The sequence below is a fragment of the Capnocytophaga endodontalis genome (assembly GCF_002209445.1).
In the GTDB taxonomy this organism is placed as follows: Bacteria; Bacteroidota; Bacteroidia; order Flavobacteriales; family Flavobacteriaceae; genus Capnocytophaga; species Capnocytophaga periodontitidis.
Genome location: NZ_CP022022.1, coordinates 3,238,057 through 3,260,187, shown reverse-complemented (window position 1 = coordinate 3,260,187; position 22,131 = coordinate 3,238,057). Strand labels below are relative to the sequence as shown.

Annotated in this window: 19 protein-coding genes, 1 other RNA gene and 2 pseudogenes; 18 read left to right on the top strand and 4 right to left on the bottom strand. The window is 36.1% G+C overall.

Annotated features, from left to right (window positions below):
- Nucleotides 1-71 precede the first annotated feature (71 nt).
- The 4 genes and pseudogenes from ssrA to CBG49_RS14755 all read left to right on the top strand — a co-directional run.
- Nucleotides 72-474, top strand: a transfer-messenger RNA (tmRNA) gene (gene ssrA / locus CBG49_RS14775).
- Nucleotides 475-1,671: 1,197 nt separating this feature from the next.
- On the top strand, nucleotides 1,672-2,052 hold the full coding sequence (locus CBG49_RS14765) for a hypothetical protein (RefSeq protein WP_088595088.1): 381 nt from the start codon (nucleotides 1,672-1,674) through the stop codon (nucleotides 2,050-2,052).
- Complete coding sequence (locus tag CBG49_RS14760) at nucleotides 2,033-3,544, top strand: relaxase/mobilization nuclease domain-containing protein (protein WP_088595087.1); 1,512 nt, start codon at nucleotides 2,033-2,035, stop codon at nucleotides 3,542-3,544. Before CBG49_RS14765 ends, CBG49_RS14760 begins: the two co-directional genes overlap by 20 nt.
- Before the next feature lies 1 nt (nucleotide 3,545).
- Nucleotides 3,546-3,983 (top strand): annotated as a pseudogene (locus tag CBG49_RS14755) (ParA family protein); the annotation flags it as partial.
- 70 nt (nucleotides 3,984-4,053) lie between these two features.
- Here CBG49_RS14755 and CBG49_RS14750 read toward each other — a convergent pair.
- The 4 genes from CBG49_RS14750 to CBG49_RS14735 all read right to left on the bottom strand — a co-directional run bounded on the left by CBG49_RS14750 (nucleotide 4,054) and on the right by CBG49_RS14735 (nucleotide 7,428).
- Nucleotides 4,054-4,524, bottom strand: coding sequence for a hypothetical protein (locus CBG49_RS14750; RefSeq protein WP_088595086.1), 471 nt, complete (start codon nucleotides 4,522-4,524; stop codon nucleotides 4,054-4,056).
- Nucleotides 4,525-5,132: 608 nt separating this feature from the next.
- Entirely contained in the window at nucleotides 5,133-6,401 is a 1,269-nt protein-coding gene (locus tag CBG49_RS14745; RefSeq protein ID WP_157668411.1) for a hypothetical protein, read from the bottom strand.
- A 3-nt stretch (nucleotides 6,402-6,404) separates the two neighbouring features.
- On the bottom strand, nucleotides 6,405-6,863 hold the full coding sequence (locus CBG49_RS14740) for a hypothetical protein (protein ID WP_088595084.1): 459 nt from the start codon (nucleotides 6,861-6,863) through the stop codon (nucleotides 6,405-6,407).
- Between the two features lie 181 nt (nucleotides 6,864-7,044).
- Nucleotides 7,045-7,428: an HU family DNA-binding protein gene (locus CBG49_RS14735; protein ID WP_088595083.1), complete on the bottom strand. Its 384-nt coding sequence runs from the start codon at nucleotides 7,426-7,428 to the stop codon at nucleotides 7,045-7,047.
- A 96-nt stretch (nucleotides 7,429-7,524) separates the two neighbouring features.
- Between CBG49_RS14735 and CBG49_RS14730 the strand changes: the two are divergent.
- The 14 genes and pseudogenes from CBG49_RS14730 to CBG49_RS14660 form a co-directional block, all read left to right on the top strand.
- A pseudogene (locus CBG49_RS14730) lies at nucleotides 7,525-9,228 on the top strand (TraG family conjugative transposon ATPase); the annotation flags it as partial.
- The gene (locus tag CBG49_RS14725; protein ID WP_088595082.1) at nucleotides 9,209-9,874 is read left to right on the top strand and encodes a hypothetical protein; all 666 of its coding nucleotides are present in this window, start codon (nucleotides 9,209-9,211) and stop codon (nucleotides 9,872-9,874) included. The pseudogene CBG49_RS14730 and the gene CBG49_RS14725, both read left to right, overlap by 20 nt.
- Nucleotides 9,874-10,575, top strand: a complete 702-nt coding sequence (locus CBG49_RS14720; protein WP_088595081.1) for a hypothetical protein — start codon at nucleotides 9,874-9,876, stop codon at nucleotides 10,573-10,575. Before CBG49_RS14725 ends, CBG49_RS14720 begins: the two co-directional genes overlap by 1 nt.
- The gene (locus CBG49_RS14715; RefSeq protein ID WP_088595080.1) at nucleotides 10,572-11,252 is read left to right on the top strand and encodes a hypothetical protein; all 681 of its coding nucleotides are present in this window, start codon (nucleotides 10,572-10,574) and stop codon (nucleotides 11,250-11,252) included. The genes CBG49_RS14720 and CBG49_RS14715 overlap by 4 nt, the downstream gene beginning before the upstream one ends.
- A gap of 10 nt (nucleotides 11,253-11,262) precedes the next feature.
- A complete protein-coding gene (locus CBG49_RS14710; RefSeq protein WP_088595079.1) occupies nucleotides 11,263-12,105 on the top strand; it encodes a hypothetical protein in 843 nt (280 codons plus the stop codon).
- A 4-nt stretch (nucleotides 12,106-12,109) separates the two neighbouring features.
- Nucleotides 12,110-13,441 (top strand): TraJ family protein, encoded by a 1,332-nt coding sequence (locus tag CBG49_RS14705; protein ID WP_088595078.1) that lies wholly within the window; start codon nucleotides 12,110-12,112, stop codon nucleotides 13,439-13,441.
- 15 nt (nucleotides 13,442-13,456) lie between these two features.
- A complete protein-coding gene (gene traK / locus CBG49_RS14700; protein WP_009419764.1) occupies nucleotides 13,457-14,071 on the top strand; it encodes a conjugative transposon protein TraK in 615 nt (204 codons plus the stop codon).
- Nucleotide 14,072: 1 nt separating this feature from the next.
- On the top strand, nucleotides 14,073-14,510 hold the full coding sequence (locus tag CBG49_RS14695) for a hypothetical protein (RefSeq protein WP_088595077.1): 438 nt from the start codon (nucleotides 14,073-14,075) through the stop codon (nucleotides 14,508-14,510).
- Nucleotides 14,507-15,721, top strand: a complete 1,215-nt coding sequence (gene traM, locus CBG49_RS14690; RefSeq protein WP_088595076.1) for a conjugative transposon protein TraM — start codon at nucleotides 14,507-14,509, stop codon at nucleotides 15,719-15,721. Before CBG49_RS14695 ends, traM begins: the two co-directional genes overlap by 4 nt.
- Nucleotides 15,711-16,592, top strand: coding sequence for a conjugative transposon protein TraN (traN, locus tag CBG49_RS14685; RefSeq protein ID WP_088595075.1), 882 nt, complete (start codon nucleotides 15,711-15,713; stop codon nucleotides 16,590-16,592). The genes traM and traN overlap by 11 nt, the downstream gene beginning before the upstream one ends.
- A gap of 39 nt (nucleotides 16,593-16,631) precedes the next feature.
- Complete coding sequence (locus tag CBG49_RS14680; protein WP_193433101.1) at nucleotides 16,632-18,626, top strand: type IV secretion system DNA-binding domain-containing protein; 1,995 nt, start codon at nucleotides 16,632-16,634, stop codon at nucleotides 18,624-18,626.
- 35 nt (nucleotides 18,627-18,661) lie between these two features.
- Entirely contained in the window at nucleotides 18,662-19,468 is an 807-nt protein-coding gene (locus CBG49_RS16320; protein WP_088595073.1) for a M23 family metallopeptidase, read from the top strand.
- A gap of 241 nt (nucleotides 19,469-19,709) precedes the next feature.
- Nucleotides 19,710-21,842 (top strand): type IA DNA topoisomerase, encoded by a 2,133-nt coding sequence (locus tag CBG49_RS14665; RefSeq protein WP_088595071.1) that lies wholly within the window; start codon nucleotides 19,710-19,712, stop codon nucleotides 21,840-21,842.
- On the top strand, nucleotides 21,839-22,129 hold the full coding sequence (locus CBG49_RS14660) for a hypothetical protein (RefSeq protein ID WP_088595070.1): 291 nt from the start codon (nucleotides 21,839-21,841) through the stop codon (nucleotides 22,127-22,129). The genes CBG49_RS14665 and CBG49_RS14660 overlap by 4 nt, the downstream gene beginning before the upstream one ends.
- The last annotated feature ends 2 nt before the right edge of the window (nucleotides 22,130-22,131 follow it).

Here is a 22,131-nt window from a genome sequence, read left to right as displayed (position 1 = left end):
TTTGTTATAACAAATTTGCTAATTTGCAAATTATTCGTATCTTTGCACCCAAATTACATAAATGAACACTTGGGGTCGACCGGTTTTGACAGTAAGTGGCATTGAACAGTAAGCATACCGAGCTGTGAAATGAATGCTCGTTAATCTCTATTTCAAAATTTTAAATGGCGAGAATAACTACGCTCTTGCTGCCTAATCTGAAGTTTAGTAAGATTTCTGGCTAAGTCCCTACAAGGTAGGGAAGCGAGATGTCTCTGAAAAGCCCTTGTTGACGGCGTTTCGTATAGAGGCACCATAAAAGTCAACATCGAACCTGCAGTAAGCTTCTGCTAATGGTTCTTAATTTCAGGAAGCTAAGCGTAAAATGGGCGGTGCTCGGTCAGTTTTACGACGAAAATCAAACGAGTACTAAGTATGTAGAAAGCTCTTTGATGACTTATTTGGACGAGAGTTCGATTCTCTCCGACTCCACAAATAACACTGATTATTAGTAATTTATATTGTATCAGGGACTAAATCAGGGACTAACCTTATTTTTAGTCCTTGTTTCATTAGAACAATATAGGTAGCTTAATTTTGATACTACCTACCCCATTAGGTAGCTTAATTTTGATACTACCCGCCCTATTAGGTAGCTTAATTTTGATACTACTTACCCATTAGGTAGCTTAATTTTGATACTATCCACCCATTAGGTAGCTTAATTTTGATACTACCCACCCTATTAGGTAGCTTAATTTTGATACTACCCACCCTATTAGGTAGCTTAATTTTGATACTACCTCTCCATTAGGTAGCTTAATTTTGATACTACCTCTCCATTAGGTAGCTTAATTTTGATACTACCTACCCATTAGGTAGCTTAATTTTGATACCACCTATTAGCAAAGTAGCTTAATTTTGATACTACCTACCCCATTAGGTAGCTTAATTTTGATACTACCCGCCCTATTAGGTAGCTTAATTTTGATACTACTTACCCATTAGGTAGCTTAATTTTGATACTATCCACCCTATTAGGTAGCTTAATTTTGATACTACTTATTAATTTATAAACTTCTGATTTACAAATAAATACTTTAATTTTTCAAAAGTAAGTAAATAACGCCCCCATATATATTATAATTATATATTAAAAGACTTGATATACACACACTAACACTACACCCCGTATCTTCTTTTTCTGCAACTAAAATCCTCTAAAACTATAACTCATTATTAATCAACAATATTCTTCAATTCTGTATTTGGTCGCGGTTTTGGGAGCAAGATGTGTCTTTGTATATACATAGTTTTTGAAAAAACGGTATACAAAGACTCATCTTGCCTTTTAGCTTCTTTGAAAAATTTGCCTATCGTCTGCATTTTTACAAAGGAAGCTAAAAGGGTAGAAAAACTTCGGAACTTGTTTTTCTTTCTGCAACGGAAATAGAAATCATACATCAAAAAATCTTCAAAAACCCAATATTTTACGTTCTAATACGTACCAATAGAATCCAATAAACACCAATACCGTCTATTTGTGTCTATTTATGTATAAAATAGTCTATTTTTTAAAAAGTTACGTCCTTTTATGTTGTTTATAGTCTATTATAGTCTACACCCCCTCTTCACCTATTGTACACCTGAAAAATCCTCTTTTACTTTGCCCAAAAATTAACCCTAAAATCATTGGAAAAGGCAGCACTTAACAAATCGAAATACCTTATTCTTAGAATTACTGAAAGTCAGAAAGAGCGGTGGAAAAGGCTAAGTGCAGAAAGAAAAATTACCCTCACCGATTTGATAATATCAGCAGTGGAAGGTAATATGAACGCACAAGAACGACGTGAGGTTTTAAAGTTCATTGAAAAGCAAGACAACATCTTTGCTAAGATTGAAAATAACATCAATCAGTTCGCTTATGTAGCCAACGCCAAGAAGGAGGTACACCGAGCAGAGCTCATTGCCTTTACTCAGCGTTTAGACGAGATTGTAAAGCTCAAAGCTGAACAAAACCAAATCTTTAGGCAGATATATAAACTCATTGCGAATGATAGTAAAAATTCTTAGCTCAGCAAGTAGGGATTTTCACGGAGTAAAGTACAACGACAAGAAAGTACATAACGAGAAGGGCAAGCTAATGCTGATGAAAAACTTTCCTTCATTTATCAATGAGAGCAGCTCTCAAGAGGAGGTAAGAGATTACTTTAAAGCCATCTCAGAAAGTGAACGCACCCGAAAACCACAATTTCACGCGGTAATATCTACAAAGTACCAAGAACACAGTAAGGAGCAGCTCACTGAGATAGCCGATAATTTTATGCAAGAGATGGGCTATGGGCGGCAACCTTACCTTGTAGTCTTTCACAAAGATACAGAAAACAACCATGTGCATATTGTTTCTACCCGTGTAGATAAAAGCACAGGCAAGAAGATAAACGACAGTTTTGAGCGACTTAAATCCCAACAAGCCTTAGCAAAGGCAATGGAAAAGGTATTAGGCACAAATCATCAAGCTACTATAGAGAAGCTTTTGCAATATAGGTTTAGCAACCTTCAGCAGTTAGAAATGCTACTCACACGTAATGGTTTTAAACTAGTTCAAAGTGATGACACCCCTAATCAGGTGGATATATTGTACAATGGCGTTGTTCAGAAAACACTTTTCAGTGATAAACTCCATTACCAAGAGAAGCAAAAAGGCGACAAACGCATTAAGCAAATCAAAGCCTTTATAGATAAGTACAAAGAAATGTATAGTAACAAAGTCTTTAAGGTGATAGATAATAGAGTTCAACAGGGACTATACGAACGAAACATTCTACCGCAAGAGCCTATTCCGCCACAGATAGAATATGTGAGCGAGTTACAAGAAAAACTGCGCCAAATCTTTGGGATAGACATCGTTTTTCACTTTAAAGACGATAAACAGCCTTTTGGTTATACGCTTATTGACAATAAAAACCAACAAATATATAAAGGCAGTGAGATAGTGAAAATGAAAGACATCTTTGACTTTACTGAAGATAGTATCGACAAAAAAGAGTTTGAACGCCTAAAGGACTACAATCTGAGAAGCGATAAAGAAAAGCAAATCCTTATACAGTACTTGCTCAAAAAAGGAGTAGAACTTAAAGATTTTATGTTGTTTGAAAACAAACGTTTTAAAAGCAAAGAGAGCAATCCTGATTTTCAGCAGCTCAAAGAAGATGTAAGACAACATATTCATAATGCACAGAATGATGATTTTGTCATTTTGGAACAAGACGACAACGGAGCGTATTACGCCATACACGAGCGTTACCACCAAATACACAAACTATCCTTTCTTTTAGATAAAGAGGAATACCACGCATTTATCGTAGGAACATCCATACACAATACCTCTGAGATAAGAAGCCAAACTGACCTCAAACACAGCCCAAGCGGTAAAATCTCAGAGGTTTTAAGCGATGTAGCAGACATCTTTAAAGCTTTAGGTAAAAGTACTTATGCTCCACGCAATACTACAGAAGACGAATTAGATAAACAATTAAAAAAACGACGTAAAAAACGAAAATAAAATGGTTATAACATTTGCTACCCAAAAAGGAGGGGTAGGCAAGACTACCTTAGCGGTTGCTTTTGCTAACTACCTTACCTTAGTAAAGGAGAAAAAAGTAAAAGCTTTTGACTTTGACTTTCAGAAATCTTTCCATCAAAAATGGGAAGAAGATAAAATGCTTTCTATCCCCCAACTCTATGAGGTAGAGGTGATAGGCGATGACAACCAAGAGAGTCTTTTAGATTTTCAGACCTTAATGGATATGAAAAAAGAAGAGACAGTATACCTCTTTGACTTAGCAGGAACATTGGACGAGCGTTATATTGATTTGCTCATATACAGCGACTTTATCATCATTCCTTTTGAGTATTCTGATGTATCGGTAAAATCTACAATGGTATTTATCAATCTATTGGGAATGATAGAAAGCCAAGCAAATAGGGTGTTTGTGCGTTCTAATCTATGTTGTAAAGTTTATTAGGGCAGGATTTGTATGCTCCTAACTCACAAGCTGAAAAGAGTTTATTCTATTCTTTAAAAATAAGTTTCTTCTTATATTGGTAAATTCTAAAGCTAACAATGAGCAAAAATAATGGCAATGAAGTTATAATACCAAAAGAAAAAAGAATTGATAATATCAATAGTATTATATGAGTTACAAGTGTAATAATATCTATTAAAAGATAGTAGCTCTCACGTTCAATATTGTAATAATAAAAATAACTTTTCTCCCCTTTCTTCTTCTCTAAAAAAATAGGAATAACAAGAAGAAAAACAAAAGGAAAGAAAAAAGCTGTTTTAGAAAGAAAAACTAAAAAAGTGTCTTTCCCACTGCCATCACTAAATAAATAAACAAATGAATCTGAAATAGCTGTACAAAAATTAGATATAATAGAACTGATACTATTAACTAAATAAGCTAAAGATTCGTAAGTACAGACGAACAATAACCATAGTAATAGAAAATATTGTAAATTATATTTAAAATTTTTATTCATAAAATAAATTATTATTTATTTTTATCTTTGAAATAAAATTATTATTTAATTTTCTTAATCCTATTATTTTACAACCCTTTCCTAAGCTAAATTTAGATTTTAGAATATCAATTTCTTTTTATATTGATAAATTCTGAAAAATAGCAAAATAAAAAATGCCATTGAAATAAGTATACACATTGGAATAACACCTATCATAGGATAATATAATACTCTTGGAAAAGTGCATAACAGATATATTGAAAGAATAATACTATCAATAACTATAAATACTATTTTTTGATTTATTTTTTTTAACAATATCATTATAATGGGTAACGCAATATAACAAGTGAATAGTACACTTGATAATAATAATAACAATAAGAAAAGATTATCTTTTCTATATATGTAGGGTAAAAAGATATCTTTAATATTTGTTGATCCATATTCCTCATAATCAGAGAAATTAAAAGAGGTCTATTCCATCTAATGACCTCCAACTCCTGTTCTTAATTCTTGCCAATATAACTTTTCCTCTCAATAATATTCAAAAATACTTATATTCATATATAGCAAATGTAATGATAAAAAGAATACAAGAAAAAAAGAAATTATTTTTCAAAGTTTTATTCATATATAACTTTATTAGAATTAATTTTAATAGTTTTAATAAAAGGATTTTTATCGTTAATATTTCTTATTCCTTTTATTCTGAAGTCTTTTCCTATTTCAGCTTTGTTCCTAAAAGAATTGAATGTACTATTACTAATATTTAAATTTCTTTCATCAAAAAAAGTATATTTATCAACTTTAGAATGATAACTAAAAATAGATTTGTTCCACCCTCCTAAAACTTGAGAACCAATAAAATCAAATGAATCATTTATTTCTTCCCAAATTTTTGTTATATAAATTTCTTCTTTTTCCCTATTGTATTTCCCTTCTAATAAATAGCCTATCCCCAATGTTCCAAAAGAAGCAACATAAGGAGTATTAATATCATCAAAAAAATCAATATTAATACTAAAACGAGAAAAATTTGTGTATTTACTATTAAATTTTCTATCTATAAGAAATTCTTTTTCTTCTCTTTTCTGTAGTTCTTTTTTTAATTCATCTAAGGCATATAAACGAGAAGTTTTTTCTTTTACCTCTTTCAGAATTGGTTTGTTTTTGTATTTTTTAATAAACTCATAAAATTCATTCCTTTTTTCATTTAATTCTTTCCAATTATCTAAGAAAGCAAATAAGGTGTTATCCATAATAATATCACCTTCTTCCATAAACCAATTGTACATAAAAATACTTCCATATTTCCATTTCTTACTCCACATAATTAAGGGTAAATCTAAAATCAATTGTTCTTTTTCATTAAGTGTATTATATTTTTTTTCGTTTATCAAGCCAGCTTTTATTTTCTCTAAGTCATTATACAATAAAGAATAAGTATATGTTTTTTTATCTTTGATATACACTTCATTATTGGTATCCCAATATTTCTCTGGATTAATATCTAATAAAAAGTCATATATAATATCTCTGTCTTTTTCTGAAGAACAGTAAATAGTCCCATATTGAGAAATAAATATAACATATTTTTTTCTTTTGTCATCATAATATTTAGTGAAAGTAGGAATAAAATTTACTCTTTTTTCAAACATTAAAACGACATTCTCTTTAGTAACATATTCAAAAAAACAGCTTCCTTTATATAAAATTCCTGAATTACCTCTTATAGCTTCTTCGTATTTTATTTGATACTTTTTGCATAATCTTAGTTTTCGTAATTCTTCACGTACATCTAAATTAGGATTGGCAGAATTTTGCTTATTAACCCATAGTCTTGCTACGGATTCCTGTCCTGTTTCTAATAATGTTATTCTTATGCCTGCCATAGTTTAGTCGTTTTTTTGTTCTATTATTTTTAGTTTGATGTGTTCTGTTTTGTCGTTTTTAAAAACATATCCTTTGAGTATATCGTTTTCTAAGCGTTCGCCATTATATTCAAAATCAATTTCATCATCAGTTAAGTCTAAATTTGCTTTTTTCCCTGCAAGATTTTTTCCTTCTACTACTAAATATACTTCATCTCCTATCTCTCCTCTATTTCCTAAGATTTTATCATTGAGGTCGGTAAAATAGCTCATAATAATTTTAGGTTCATCTTTATTAACAGTACCATATTCTACACCTCCATTTAAACCTTGCATTATTACTTTCTTGGCGCTTATTAGTTCTATTTCGTCTGTAGCTGTAATAGTTATTTCTTCAGCTTCTTCATAAGAAGAGCCAGCTCTCATAGTGTAAGTATCACGAACTGTAATGTATATGTTATTAGCTTTCTTGAAGATTCCCATTGTTTTTGTGAGTTTGTATTATGTTTATAGCTGTCTAATTTTCAATTGTAACTGATGATGTGTGAAAATATAAGCATCGCTTCAAAAAAATATAAGCATTGCTTTGCAAAAATATAGTTATTGCTTTATAAAATAGAAGCTGTATGTTTATTCAAAAACATACAGCTTTTTCAAAGGTACACTACATTTTTTCGTATTCAAGTGTATCAAGCATTTTTTTGATGTCTTTCCCTGGTGTAAAGATAACTTTAGCATTTTTAATAGAGGAAGAATTTACTTCTTTCTCTGTTGCTTTTCCTTCACTTGCTACACTCACACGCAAACTTCCAAGCTCTCCTAATCGTACAGCTTGCCCATTTGACAAAGAAGATTGCATTGCTTCTACTAAAGCATAAAGCACAGCGCGAATGTCTGCACCATTTACAGTACACATTTTCTCAATGTCTTTGGTGAGGTCTGCTAAGGTTTTCTCTCCTGTAAGATTTGCAGAGGCATAGAATTTCTTTGTTCCCCCACCTTTTACGCCCGGTTCTCCTCGTTGAATAACTTTATATTTTATTGGCATTTCTATAAAATTTTACATTATACACTTTCGTTAAAAGTGCGACAAAGATAAGGTTTTTATTTCTATCCACAAAAATATTTCTACTATTTTTTTAATTTTCATTACGATGTGGTAATCGTGGATACGGGTGATTCTTATTCAGGTACTTGTTCCTATAAAGGAGGTCGCTATGTGCAGTATACAGAGGAAAAACCCATTACAATGAATCCTTTTGCGGTAGGTAAAGAAGAGTTTAACATTGAAAAAACTGAATTTCTCACCAATCTCATTTTCTTAATATGGCAAGGAGCTGATGCAACAATGTCCCCCGCTCAGAAATCCATTATAGACAACGCGCTCCTTGCCTATTATCACCAACATTTTGAGGGAGATACCCAGTGGTACAAAACCAAAACAAATGAGGAGTTATTGCTCTATCTCAATAAGTTCAACATCTATGAAGAAGATTTAGACAACAACGAGGAAGAGACTTTCTATGATATACTGGGACTGCCTTTAGATGCGAGTACTGAAGAGATAAAGGACAGAGGACGTAAACTTTTAAAGGAATACCACCCCGATAAACGCAAGGAAGAATATAACGCCAATACGGCAGATATGTTTTATAAGATATACGAAGCTTACGAAACTCTTTCTGATGAAAAAAGGCGTAAAGCCTATAATGAAAGTGCGGCACTCATTGCTGTAAAACGAGAAATAATCCCCTTAGATGATGAAGAATTAGAGACTGATAGACAAAGACAAGCAATTGTAAAACGCGTAAAAAAGGTAGCAGAAGAATTTAAAGTACAAGAGTTGTCTTTTAATACCTTCTATGACTTTTGTGAAAAGTTCCTGCCCGTGTATATGAACAACAAACACCACCGCATTACTGAACAGGAGTTTAATCTGCGTACTTTTCTCTTTGTGTTAAAGGACTTTTACAGAGGTGGACGCTATGGTACCACACTCAACGAAAAAGCCGATAGTTCTTTGTTTTACGAGCCGTTTATTGTCTTTGAGATAGATAACGTGAAGGACAACCCTAAGTTGTTCCCCATAGTAACGCTTATCATTATGGACACGTTCATTCAGAAAATGCGTTTGCGCAGTGATAGGCGTAAAGCCCTGATTATTGAAGAGGCGTGGAAAGCCATCGCCTCTAAACTAATGGGAGGTTATATACTCTATCTGTACAAAACAGTGCGCAAGTTTTGGGGTGAAGCGGTAGTAGTTACCCAAGAGTTAGACGATATCATCGGTAATACGGTAGTAAAGGACTCTATTATCAATAACTCCGATACGTTCATACTACTTGACCAAACCAAGTTTAAGGACAATTTCGACCGTATAGCAGCTTTATTATCGCTCAACAAAGTAGAGCAAAACAAAATCTTTACGATTAATAACCTAAACAACAAAACAGGTAGAGGGCGTTTTAAGGAGTTTTATCTAAAGCGAGGTTCAAAAGGAGAGGTATATGGCAATGAAGTATCTATGGAACAATACCTCACCTATACTACTGAAAAGCCCGAAAAATCAGCTATTCTGTACTATGTAAAAGCATTAGGTAATTATGACAAAGCCTTAGGCGCTTTTGTAGCTGATGTAAAAAAGTACAAAGAAAAGACAGATGCCATATTTGCCTTGGTAAACCTCTATAAAAAGCCTTTAGATGAAAAAGTAGTAGCATTCTTTAAGGAGTTCAAGAAGGAGCACCCTAAAGATACCTTAAAGAAATTTGACCAATATGTAAAAGACAGAGAATTACCCTTATCTGAACTTATAAACACACAACAGTATGAAAAACAAGCTATTTAAATTATTACTTACCACAATGTTGTTGCCTGCGATAGGAGAGGCACAAACCATTTATTTTGATCCAGCTGTTACAGCCTCAATGGCAGGTTATGCTATTTCGCTTAAAAATGGTCAGAACAAAATTGCCGATGAGCAAACCAAATTGCAAAAAGCGCAAACCTTTATAAGTGGTCAAATGGCATTGGTTAATCAGGTACAAGAAAAAGTATATAAAGGATTTACAGAAGTCTCTACTACCATTACCAACGGAATGCAACTCAAAAATATATGGGAGCAACTCAAGCAATGCCAAGAGTATTCTTCTAATGTACTCACCCTTGCTAAGAAACATCCTCAGTACGCTGTCTTTGGAGTAAAAGCAAGTGAAAAGGCTTACGAGGAAATACTCAAGCTCACGGCAGAGATTAACAGCGTGATTGATAGTAAGGGTAAAAATCTAATGACCGCTGGCGACCGTTATAGGTTATTAGATTCTATAGAGAGCAAAATACGTTCCTTTAAACTATGGCTTTTGACCATTCAAATAGGAATGGAAAACGCTCAGCGTATTGGCTTTTGGAGGGCTATCAGTCCTTTTGACCAATATATCAATACCGATAAGGATATAGTAGAAAACATAATGCGAAAATTCAAACACACTTTCTAATGAAAAAGGTTATTTATCTCATCGGAGTATGTACACTCGGTTTTTGGCTTAGCTCTTCAGGAGGGAGAAGTAGAGCTCCTTTGGAAAAAGAATCATTATCCCCCGTGATGATTAACAACGAGGTAGAGCGGTCAGTAGATGAAAACAAGCGACAAAAAACGCTGAATAACAAACAAACGCTCAATACTACTACTGAAGCACTTAATAGAAGTCAATGGGAGAAGTATAAGGAAACAGGTCGCAAGATACAAGACCGCTTGCGAATAGTAGATTTTACCCTGCAAGCAATTCCTACGGGCTATGTAATAAGTGAGAGAGCCAAAGAAATAAAACAGGTGCAACAGAAGATTTACAGAGAAATGCGCAATGCACCTGATGTTTTTAGAGAAGCTTTCCCTATCATCCTGCCCAAGCAAATCAATTTTATAGACGATTTGCAAATGGTTACCCGATTTTTAGCAGGTATAGTGCTCTCTTATGGAGCCATCAATCAAATGGAGCGTGCTGAACGCCAAATATTACTTGACTATGCCCTCAGTGAAGTCGATAGACTCTACAATGATTCTTATGCTACTCTTACGGTCATTCGTGAAACAAGTTATGCTATACAGCGCAGAAGAAGCTTATTTCAGTACTATATAGACCGAGATAAAGAGTTAGCACAAGATATTTTAAAAAATGTAAAAAGCCTTGGCATATGAAACAATTTACCCAACTATCTGTATTGCTTTTCTTTTCTGCAGTAACTACACTGCAAGCCCAAAGCTACTATGAGACGGTGATCAATAGTTCTTTATTAGCGCATATCAGTGCCAATCACGTAACAAGGGAAGCGAGTTTAGCGAACTTTAATAGTATCTTTAAAAAACAGAAAGAGTTTTATGAAGAGTCTAATAAAAAAATAGTACAAGTAGTAGCTATCCACGAGAAAATTTACCAAAATCTATATAATGTTAATTCTCTTTTTGGTCAAAGCAAGCAAATCAAGTATATAAAAGATTATGTTTTTAGTGTTATAGGGAATCTTAGAAAAATGAACAAATTAGCTGTAGAAAACCCTCAATATAGTTTTTGGATCAAAAAAGAAACAGATCAAGTGTACTCTAAAGTATTGTTAATTATTGAAGAGCGGAAAGCTTTCTTAACTGAAGACAGAAAACGATTGATAGACTCAGCCGATAGAGATGCACTTCTCGACCGTATATATATGAAGTTACGTTTGCTCAATGTTTCTATTTTAAACGTTATCAATATCATAGAGTTTAACAAGAGTCGCGCTTATATCTATTCTATACCTGTATTCAACAACTTTATAGAACACGACAAACAACTTGTTGAAGAGATTATGCAAAAGTATAGACGTTATAAACATTATTAATATTAATACGATGAAACAAACTATTCTTTATGTGTGCCTATTAGCTTCTACTGTGGTCTTTGCTCAGTATAAAATTACCAAGGTAAGAGATGAAGCCCTCAATGCACAAGAAAAACGGCAGGTATTTCAGCAGTGGGGAGATTTTAAGCCCGAAGCAGAGTATTATAAAATATTTGGGACAAAGGTAGGCCCTCAATTGAGCAAGAACCATTCAATGGTGTGGGGATGGCTCTCCTATAATGGGCGCAAGTATAACCACCGTTATATGGACGGTGAGGATATCCGTCCGCTCAGTGCTACAGGCTTAGAGACACAACGGCAGCTCAAAGCTATGGTAATGCAAAGAGAAGCAGAAACCATCAAAAAGCACGTAGATAGTATTTATAAACGCAGTCTCAGTGATATGGCACATTGGACATCTTTAACCGTCAAAGCCGACCCATTATTCTTGTTGTACTATAAAAGAATGCTCACCCCTCTTAAAGAGTTTCCAGACAAACCTGAGACTTATTCACAATGGGGTTTTAAAGATGAAAAAGCGTTTGAGAATGCTAAACACACAGGACAATTACAGCCTTTGCAAGAGAAGTTAGACATCATCAAAGGAATTTACGAAAAGGCAACTACATTAGATATGCCACGAGGCAAGCGATTTTTAATGTATCACAAAGCACTGATAGGCTGGCGAGAATTTAAACGTATGCTACAGAACACGGGGAACATCAATCAGTGGTTTTTAGAAACAGAACGACTCCTTAATAATTCTTATAAAGCTACCGATGAAATAGCTCCTTATGTTGAAGATGTACAAATAATGGAAGGTATAATGCGACAATACAAACATAAATTCTAAGTATATGAACTTAAAGAAAATTACAATCATTATAGCAAGTTTGCTCTTTATATTGGCAACTCCTGCTTCTTTAGCACAACCCAGACCTCCTTATTCAGGGGCGGGCTCATCTATAATAGGCCCGCCACCACCTAGTATGGAGCAAGGAGATAAAACCGTAAAGTTTGTGAAAGGTAGTGGTGACTTTGAAGAGTGGTTTATGGAAGCCTTTACGCACTTGGATACTTTTATAGAAAGTTACGCCTACCAAGCCTCTATACTGGGAAAAGCTATTGGAGCACTCGGAATGCTTATTTACTTTTCAATCATAGGTTTTAGAATGCAAAGCGGAAGTGCCGAATGGGATGTAGAGCCAATGATAAAACCCGTTATCATAGGACTTATACTCATCTACTGGGTACCTTTCACCCAAATGGTACAATATCCTTTTCTAAAACTTGCTGAAATGCCCAAGGGAGTTTTCCAAGAGATAGAGAAGACAACCAATAATCTTCGGACAACTCGCTATACCAAACAAATGCAAGTATTAGATGCTACTATCAAAGAAAGAGCAGCTCTTATGGCTAAAAGGCAGGACTTTTGGACAAAAGTAGGCAATGGTGATGTAGGAGAAGCTTTTGGCGACCAATGGGATAAACTTACAGCACCTATTGAAGATGGATTAGAGAGACTCAATTATAAAATGCAAAAAATCATAGGAGAAGCTATTGAGTTAATATGTTTAATGATTTTAAGGGTGGGGGTCTATCTCATCTTCTTTATACAAAAGGTATGGTCGTATATACTGATAGTTTTAGGGCCTATAGCCGTCGGGATGTCGCTCATACCAGGTTTTGAAAGTTCGCTGACGAACTGGGTTTCTAAGTTTATCAATATCAACCTCTACACCTTTATAGCCTATACAATTATCAATATAGGGCAACAGATTATAATGGCAGGCTACACTATGGATATTACACGTCTTTCAACGATAGTTGATGCTAATGGCAACGTAATCAATCAAGGACTTCTAATGGCATATACCACCTATAGTGGAATGATGAACTCTGTGATTTTCCCTTGCGTAGGCTATGTAATAACTGGATTAGCCGTACTAATGACACCTACTATTGCCGACTCAGTAGTTTCAGCTGGAGGAGCTAGCATAATGACCAAAGCCAAAGGAGCTGCGAGCAAAGCAGCTAGTGCAGTTTCAGCAGGTGGTAAGGCTGTAGGAGGTACTGTAAATGCAGGACGTTCTCTAGCAAATAGCGTGAAAAACTCAGTTGCAAATAGCACTTTTGATGCTGTTAGCAAGAATATCAACAGAATGCCTGACGTACCTAAATCTAGATAACAAATTCAATTCACAATGATAGTAAAAAACATAGAAAAACGTATCAAAATCAATAAAACAATGGCTATAGCTACCGTGATATTTGCTATTGTTATCGTGATTGTAGGGTTTAGCTATTCCTACAAAATCGTACAGGACTCTCGAAAATCTATCTATATCTTAGACAACGGAGTACCTGTGCTGGTCAAACAAACTGATGAACTCCTAAATCGCCCCGTAGAGTACAAGGCACAAGTGGAACTATTTCACCGCTTATTTTTCACCTTAGCTCCTGATGATGAGTATATCAATAAGAATATAGATAAAGCACTCTACCTTATGGATGATTCAGCAAAGAAAGAGCGAAGTAACTTAACCGAAAAAGGTTGGTATAACCAAATCATCTCCTCTAATGCAACTGTTTCCATACAAACAGACTCTATCAATATTGATTTGAACAGCAAAAGGTTTATGTACTATGGTACACAGATGATTAATAGAAAGACAAGCCTTATCATACGAAAGCTCATTACACAAGGTACTTTTAGGGATATACCCAGAACGCCTAACAATGCACACGGAGTGCTATTAGAAAACTGGAATATCTTAGATAATACTGAACTATCTGTCAAACAAAAATACAGCTATTAGAATGGAAAAAGAAGTAGAACAAAACACCTCAATAGAGCCTCAAACAGAGGAACAAGAACAGCAACCTAATAAAAAACTCAAAGAAAGACTCAAAGAGAGATTTAAAGAAACCTCAGTAGGTAAATGGTTGTATGCCAATCCTAAAAAGTTTTACCTCTATGCGATGACTTTCTTAGTGCTGTCGTTTATAGGAAGTACCATTTGGGATATACGTTTGTCTCAGCAAGCTAACAATGGTATGATACCAATGCTTTATGAGCAAAGTAGCAAAATTATCAGGCAAAACGAGAACAGACAAGAGCAAATGCAAAACATTACTGAGGAACTAAAAGGATATAAAGCTAAACGCGAATTAGGAGACCTCACCCCTTCTGATAGCCTTAGAATTGAGTTTTTATATCAGCAGTATCAAACCCTACAAAACCAAAGTCAGCAATGAAAAAAATCAACTTCAAGCACCCCAAGTATATCTTTCCTCTCATTGCTTTGCCTTTTGTGTGCTTCATAGGTTATCAAGCAATAGACCTATTTAGTAAAGACGATAAAAAGGAGCAAGCACAGAAAGACCTGAGTACCTCTTTAGGAAAGGTGGAAACGCCCATTATGAACAAGAACGACGCTTACGACAAGATGTTTGAGAATACAAACGATAGTCGTTCTATGATTCAAGATTTTGAGAAGGAAAGCGATAGCCTTTACAACTACTCCGACAATTTGAATGATGCTCAAAAGCGTTATTTGGATTCTTTGGAATACGAGCGCAAGCGCAACGCTAATAGCAAAGTTACAAAGATAGGAGATAACACCTATTACCGCACTAACAACAGTGCTTTTTCTCATTCCTCATCGCAATCACAAGACGATAAAGATTATGAACGTTCTAAAGAGATGATTCGTATGCTTAATGAGTCGCAACAGCCTATAGCGAGTAGCAAGCAAGAAAAAGAGGAGAAAGAATACGACCCCGTAAAGGGCTTACGAGAGCAGATGTTATTCTTAGACTCATTGGAGAAATCTAAAGACCCTGAAGCAATAAGGCAGAAAGCAGCTTCAGAGCGTTTAAAAGCTAATAAAGAAAAACGCGAAGCCTTTCTCAATCGCAGTTTAGAGGTTACCAAAGCAAATAACTTGGGGAATTTTAATCATATTTCTAAAGAGAAAGAGGGTAACAACATCAAAGCGGTAATAGATGAAAACATTAAAGGCTACTTAGGAAGTCGCATTCGTATACGACTTTTGGAAGATATTTTCATAGGTAAAAAGCAGAAGAGGTTGGTGAGAAAAGGTAGCTTCCTATATGCTGAGATTGCAGGCTTTTCACAACAGCGCGTTTACCTGAGTATCGTATCGGTAATGACCAATAATGAGATTTACCCTATCAATCTTTCCATTTACGATATGGACGGACTCAAAGGGCTATACGTGCCTGCGAGTGCCTTTAGAGAAATGATTCGAGAGTTAGGAGCGAACTCCGTACAAGGGGTGAATGTAGAAACAGGTCAAGGTTTCTTTACCAGCCTTGCCTCTAATCTATTCCGCTCTACCTCCGAAGCTGTAGCAGCTATCATTCGCAAGAATAAAGTAAAACTCAAGTACAACTCTTACATCTATTTAATTAACGAACAAGATTTAAACAAAAATGAAGAATAATATCATTACAAAACTCTCTATAGTGTTATTTGCCATTCTTTGGGGAGGACAAATACAAGCACAAACCCTTGTCAATCAAATTAATGTAGATAACCTCCCCATTATCTTTATGGGTAAAGAGGTAAATATTCACATCATCGCCCCCGAACCCATTCAGTTTGTAGACCTCTCTACAAATTACCTTATAGGCGATTTGCCTTCCGAAAATATTGCTCGCATTAAAGTAGAACAAAGCGGAGATGAATTAATGGAGAATGCAACCCAAAAAAAGGAATTGCGTTCAGGAATGGACATCGGTATTATCACAGTAGTAGGGCAATCGTTTTTAGCGCAATACCGCGCCATTTACCAAGAGCAAGAGCACAACTGGTTAGCCTCTAATATTCATATCAAAGCCGAAGATATGCAACCATTAGAATATCCTAAACTCAAATACTCTAATTACGAGCTCAAACGCTTTGCATTGGATATTCAAGCAAAGAAAATCAAAAAGCCTATTCGCAAGAAAAAGAATCTGAAACTCAAAATGCTACTGAACAATGTTTATGTGATAGATGATTACATTTTCTTAGACATCAGTATCGAAAACCTTACTAATCTACCTTGCAATATCGACGCTATGAAGTTCAGTATCGAGGATAAAAAGATTTACAAAGCTACAAATAATCAAAGTATTTTGCTAACCCCTTTGTATGCACTCAATAATCAAACTAAAATACACAAGAACTATCGCAATATTTTTGTGTTTGAGAAATTTACTTTCCCCAATAGCAAAATACTAAAAATACGCCTTATCGAGGAACAAATCTCAGGGCGTGTGATTGATATGAAAGTCAATTACTCCGATGTATTACAAGCCGATACTTTCTAACCCCTAAAACCTGAAACCTAAAACCTGAAGCCTATGAGTATGCAAGAACAACAAAACCAAATTAAGATATACGACTTCTTCCAAAAAATGGTCTATGGAGTCGTAACTTTGGATTGCCTAATTCTTTTCTTTCAAAATGCCGAGATACCTGTGCTATCTAATATCTTGCAAAGTTTTGCAAAGATGGGCGTATTCTTTCCTCCTATCAATGCCAAGCTGAGCACTCTTGTACTAATTACCTTGGTAGCTATAGGCACACGAGCTAAAAAGAAACGCGACTTAGATGCAACCAAAGAAATCTTTTTGCCCATATCTGTGGGACTGATAATGATCATAAGCTCTTTAGCCCTTGTATGGGGAGCGGGCAATCCCAATTTACCTTATGTAGTGCCCTATCTCAATGGTTATCAATTAGGCTACCTCCTGCTTTCGTATGCAGGGACGATGATCACTCAAAAAGGTGCTGATAGTATTTCTAAACTAATGCAAACTAAAATGGATAAAGACCGTTGGAATACCGAAGAGGAGAGTTTCGACCAAAATAGGGAACTTGTAGAAACACCTACCTCTGTAAACATCCCTTACAAGTTCCGCTACCAAAAACAAACGCACCAAGGCTGGATGAATATCGACCCTTTCCGTGGTTCAATGGTCATTGGAGTCCCTGGTTCGGGTAAGTCCTTTGGGGTGATTAACCCTGCTATCCGCCAGTTAGTAGGCAAAGGTTTTTGTTTGTGTATCTACGACTTTAAGTTTCCAAGCTTAGGCGAAATTGCCTATTACCACCACTTGCTAAAGAAGAAAACCGACCCTAACTACAAGCACAAATTTCACGTGGTAAACCTCGATGAAGTAGAATACTCCCGAAGAGTAAATCCTTTCAAAAAGGAGTATATCAACACCTTAGCACAAGCCCAAGAAATGGCTGAATCTATGGTAAGTGCCTTGCAAAAAGGAGGCAGTTCTGGCGGGGGTGGCTCTGAACAGTTCTTTACGCAGTCAGCGGTGAATTTCCTTGCCTCTACTATCTATTACTTTGCTACCTATGAGAATGGCAAATACTCTGACCTACCTCATATACTCGCCTTTATGAATCGCAGTTACGAAGAGATATTCGATACTCTCTTTACCAATGAAGAGTTAGTATCGCTTATGTCGCCTTTCAAATCAGCCTATGAAAACAAAGCCTTTGACCAGCTTGAAGGACAAATAGGCACTATAAAGATTTTCCTATCTCGCTTGGCAACCAAAGAAAGCTTTTGGGTATTTAGTGGCGACGAAGTGCAACTCAAAATATCCGACCCTGAAAATCCCTCTATCCTCATTCTCGCCTCCAACCCGCGCACACAGGACATTAACTCAGCTTTGTATTCAGCGGTGCTCAATAGGGTAATAAGTCAAATAAACGACAAAGGTAATCTCTACAGCGGACTTATCGCCGATGAGTTCCCTACTATCTATATTCACAAGATAGACAACCTCGTGGCGACTGCACGTAGCAATAAAGTAGCGGTAATGCTCGGCTTGCAAGAGCAACCACAATTGCGCCAATTCTACAAAAAAGAAGTAGCCGAAACCATTTCAGCTATTATGGGGAATATCCTCTCAGGAGCTGTGCGCGACAAGGGTACCCTTGATTGGCTTGAAAAACTCTTTGGTAAAATCAAACAAAAAAGCTATTCGGAATCTATCTCCAACCAAGGTACCAATATGACTATCAGCGAAAAGATGGATGTAATGATACCCGCGGGCAAGATTGCAGGACAACGCACAGGTGAAATGGTAGGTATGGTCGTACAAGGCGAAGACAACGCCACCGAAGAGTTTAAAACATCAGCTATTTCAGGCAAGATCAACCTTGATATGAAAGCTATCAAACACGAGGAAGCCAATTATGTGAAAATGCCTACCTACTATTCATTCAAAGACAGCGCAGGTAACGACCGTAAAAATGAAATCCTTATGACCAATTTCCGTCGTATCAACAAAGAAGTTGAAATAATGATTAATGAAATTAGAGAAGCTGTAGCCTAACTGACACCTAAACCTTAAGACCTAACACCTCAAAAATGCAACCCGATAAAAAACATATCAAAACCATAACCCTATCTCTTTTCTTTTCTGCAATAGGTAGTACCTATGCACAGTTCAATACACTCATCCCAAAAGTAGCTCCCGAAAAAGAGTACCAAAAATTTAGAGTAGTAGAGAATAATGAGCTAAGTAATAGCAATGTAAGTGCAGAAAAAAAAGGTAGTGGCGTGTGGAAGCGATTGTTTCGCAGTGAGAAGGCAGCCCTTCGCAAAGAGGTAGATTCACTGAAGACACTTATCCGTCAATCACAACCTACTGCACCTAATATCCTCAAACAGGTGCAAGATTCTATCATCTTATCCCTTGCTAAAAAGGCAGTGACTGAAGCACATACCAAACAGCAGGACAATGAGCAACCTACTCCTACCAAAGAAGTCGTACGGCTCTCTCTGCCTCTGAAGGGAGAATTGTACGTTACCTCTCATTTTGGAGAGCGTTTCCACCCCATTCTAAAGCAAGAGCGTATGCACAACGGCATTGATTTACGGGCTAACTACCAACACATATACGCTGTTTTAGACGGGGTAATTAGCGCAGTAGGCTGGGATAGCAAAGGCGGAGGCGTATATATCAAAGTTAAACATCAGAATTTTGAAACAATCTACTGTCACCTCTCCGAAGTCTATTACCGAGAAGGGGAATCTGTAAAAGCGGGGTTTATTATTGGTAAAAGCGGTAATACCGGACTCTCTACAGCGCCCCATTTGCATTTTTCAGTGAAACAGAATAATGAATATATCAACCCCATAACCTTTCTAAACAATTTAATCAGTATCAAATAAGATGGACAATTACACTTACTATATACTACTGTTATTGTTATTCTTAGCAATAGCCATACACAATATGTATCGTCTCAAAAGAGAGCGAGATAAATTACGCAAAGAGAATAATACATTACATAGTATAATTTCTAATAGGTTAGGTAACATATTAGGTACTCCAGATGGAGGTAAACAATATAATTTTTCCAAATTTAAGGAATTAGAAAAAGAAATAGAGCAACAATAAACTAAAAACATTATGCTTAAAACCCTAATCATAGCCGAAAAATCAACACAAATGCGTGAGTACGCCCGCGCATTAGGTTTTACCCTCAAAGGAGACCATTACGAGAAAGGTGATACTATCCTTTCTTGTGCAGCTGGGCACTTGTTAGAACTTGCTGAAGATACCGCCTATCGAGGGGAAGGAAAATGGGATAAATCCTATTTGCCACTGCTTCTGCAGATAAAAGATTATAAGTACGAACCTAAGAAAGAGGAGAACCGCCAAGCTCAACTCAATAAGTTAGGCAGCTTACTAAACAATCCTGAAATCGGTAATATCATTGTTGCCACCGACCCCGACCGTGAGGGGGAACTCATTTTTAGATACATCTATAACTATTTTAAATGTAAAAAGCCTTTCATTCGTGTGTGGAACTCGGCTTTAGTTGATGAGGGTATTCGCAAGGCTTTTGCACACCCTACCTACAAGCAGGGTGACCCATTTTTGGAAAACCTTTGTAAAAGTGGCTACGCTCGTGCTTTTACCGATTGGCTCATTGGCGTAAACGCCACCCAAGCAGCCACCCTCCAATTAGGGCAAGGTAAATTGTTATCGATAGGAAGAGTACAGAGTACTATCTTAAAGATTATTTGCGATAGGTACATCAAGAATAAGGGGCACGAAAAAACCTATACTTACAAGATTATCACCAATCATTCTTACAATGGTACTACCTATACGACCGAGAGCCCCATATATGAGAGCAAAGAGCAAGCCCAAGCCGTTTTTAACGGACTTTTGCCCGCTCATAGGTTTGTGTCTCACGAGGTGAAAAAAGTGTCTAAAAACCCGCCTCTATTGCATACATTGGACAGTTTGACGATTGTAGCTAACAAACTCTATAAGTACACGCCCGACCAAGTGTTGGCGTCTGCTCAAAAGCTGTATGAAGGTAAATATTTGTCCTACCCGCGTACTGAAGACCCCTATATCACTGAAGAAGGATATTACAACCTCCAAAAGTTCTTTGTCGGTTTGTGTAGAGATTTTTTGGGCGTTACCAACTTTTCTTTTATGGGAAAACCCAAATCGGTAGATGATAGCAAAATAACAGGTTCACACGATGCTTTAATACCTACAGGTTACACCAATGGTTTAGAGAGTTTAGCCGAGCAGGAACGCCGTGTATTTGAACTTATCCTATATCGCTGTTTAGAGAGCTTTTCCGAGAGCTCTCAATATGAAAAAGGAATATATCTTTTTGACAATCAAGGAACGCCTTTTAAAACCAATACTAACAAACTGTTATATGCAGGTTGGGAGCGTTACACGCCTAAAAACAAAACAGCAGCTACTGATGAAGAGGGTGAAGCAGACGATGAAAAAATTACTGTTTTGGATCTACCTTACAGGCAGGGCGACGCGGTCGCTATCGAGGCGAAAAACGTTCGTGAAATTGAGAGCAGACCTCCCGCTATATACACACCTGCAACCCTTACCGATGATTTATGTAACTTGGACAAGTTCCTACAAGAACAATCGCCCGAAGTACACAAGAAATTATCATCTCAGTTTGAACTAAAAGGCTTGCAAATTGGTACCAAAGGAACTCGCCCTGGCATACTTGATACACTTATTCAAAAAAGGCAGTTTATCACCTTGCAGAAGAACAAGTATTTGCCTACAGAGTTGGGGCTACAGTTTTACAATGCTATCAAAGATTTAGAAGTGGTGAATGTAGCCCAAACGGCTCGCCTTGAGTATCAGCTAAAGCAGATAACAGAAGGAAAGTTATTAGTAACACAGTATTACAATAACCTATTGCAATACGTGCAGAATATGGTACATAACATCTTTAGCATTGAGGCTACTGTTAAGGTGGAACGCCCTACCTTGGAAACTTGTCCCAAATGTAAACAAGGGCAAATCGTGGAGGGTAAAAAAGCCTTTGGCTGCACCAACTATAAAAACGGTTGCGACTTTACCATTTGGAAAGAGGTAGCCCATAAAACCATCACCGCCAAGCAAGTGGCCGACCTTATTGCCAAAGGCAAAACAAGTCTACTAAAAGGCTTTAAAAGCAAGGCAGGAAAAGACTTTGAAGCGTATTTAGTGCTCAAAAATTGTAAGGTAGATTTTGAATTTAAAAACAATAAGAAGAAATGACAAAACAACAGAAATTAGAAATTATTTGCAACGTTATACTACTATTGCTTTTCATAGGTATTACCGTAGTAGTAGTTGATTTTAATAGTTTGGTAATAGAAACTTTACAATCTATCGACGATTCGACTCTCATTACCTCTAAAGAAGCTCAAATGGCTAATGAGTTAGCTATTCTTATTAAAAAATCTATAGCTCCTGTTAATCTAATGTTGGGAGTATGTATAGGGCTATTAGCTCCTGAATTAATCAAAATGGTGAGACAGTTAATCAAATTTAAAAACAAATAAAT

Bases quoted from the DNA above. Each gene is read 5' to 3' on its own strand.
- CBG49_RS14705 (WP_088595078.1), top strand. From the start codon at position 12,110: ATGAACTTAAAGAAAATTACAATCATTATAGCAAGTTTGCTCTTTATA.
- CBG49_RS14660 (WP_088595070.1), top strand. From the start codon at position 21,839: ATGACAAAACAACAGAAATTAGAAATTATTTGCAACGTTATACTACTA.
- CBG49_RS14715 (WP_088595080.1), top strand. From the start codon at position 10,572: ATGAAACAATTTACCCAACTATCTGTATTGCTTTTCTTTTCTGCAGTA.
- CBG49_RS14720 (WP_088595081.1), top strand. From the start codon at position 9,874: ATGAAAAAGGTTATTTATCTCATCGGAGTATGTACACTCGGTTTTTGG.
- traM (WP_088595076.1), top strand. From the start codon at position 14,507: ATGAAAAAAATCAACTTCAAGCACCCCAAGTATATCTTTCCTCTCATT.
- CBG49_RS14725 (WP_088595082.1), top strand. From the start codon at position 9,209: ATGAAAAACAAGCTATTTAAATTATTACTTACCACAATGTTGTTGCCT.
- CBG49_RS16320 (WP_088595073.1), top strand. From the start codon at position 18,662: ATGCAACCCGATAAAAAACATATCAAAACCATAACCCTATCTCTTTTC.
- CBG49_RS14710 (WP_088595079.1), top strand. From the start codon at position 11,263: ATGAAACAAACTATTCTTTATGTGTGCCTATTAGCTTCTACTGTGGTC.
- CBG49_RS14745 (WP_157668411.1), bottom strand. From the start codon at position 6,401: ATGGCAGGCATAAGAATAACATTATTAGAAACAGGACAGGAATCCGTA.
- CBG49_RS14760 (WP_088595087.1), top strand. From the start codon at position 2,033: ATGATAGTAAAAATTCTTAGCTCAGCAAGTAGGGATTTTCACGGAGTA.
- CBG49_RS14750 (WP_088595086.1), bottom strand. From the start codon at position 4,524: ATGAATAAAAATTTTAAATATAATTTACAATATTTTCTATTACTATGG.
- CBG49_RS14740 (WP_088595084.1), bottom strand. From the start codon at position 6,863: ATGGGAATCTTCAAGAAAGCTAATAACATATACATTACAGTTCGTGAT.
- CBG49_RS14680 (WP_193433101.1), top strand. From the start codon at position 16,632: ATGCAAGAACAACAAAACCAAATTAAGATATACGACTTCTTCCAAAAA.
- CBG49_RS14665 (WP_088595071.1), top strand. From the start codon at position 19,710: ATGCTTAAAACCCTAATCATAGCCGAAAAATCAACACAAATGCGTGAG.
- traK (WP_009419764.1), top strand. From the start codon at position 13,457: ATGATAGTAAAAAACATAGAAAAACGTATCAAAATCAATAAAACAATG.
- traN (WP_088595075.1), top strand. From the start codon at position 15,711: ATGAAGAATAATATCATTACAAAACTCTCTATAGTGTTATTTGCCATT.
- CBG49_RS14735 (WP_088595083.1), bottom strand. From the start codon at position 7,428: ATGCCAATAAAATATAAAGTTATTCAACGAGGAGAACCGGGCGTAAAA.
- CBG49_RS14695 (WP_088595077.1), top strand. From the start codon at position 14,073: ATGGAAAAAGAAGTAGAACAAAACACCTCAATAGAGCCTCAAACAGAG.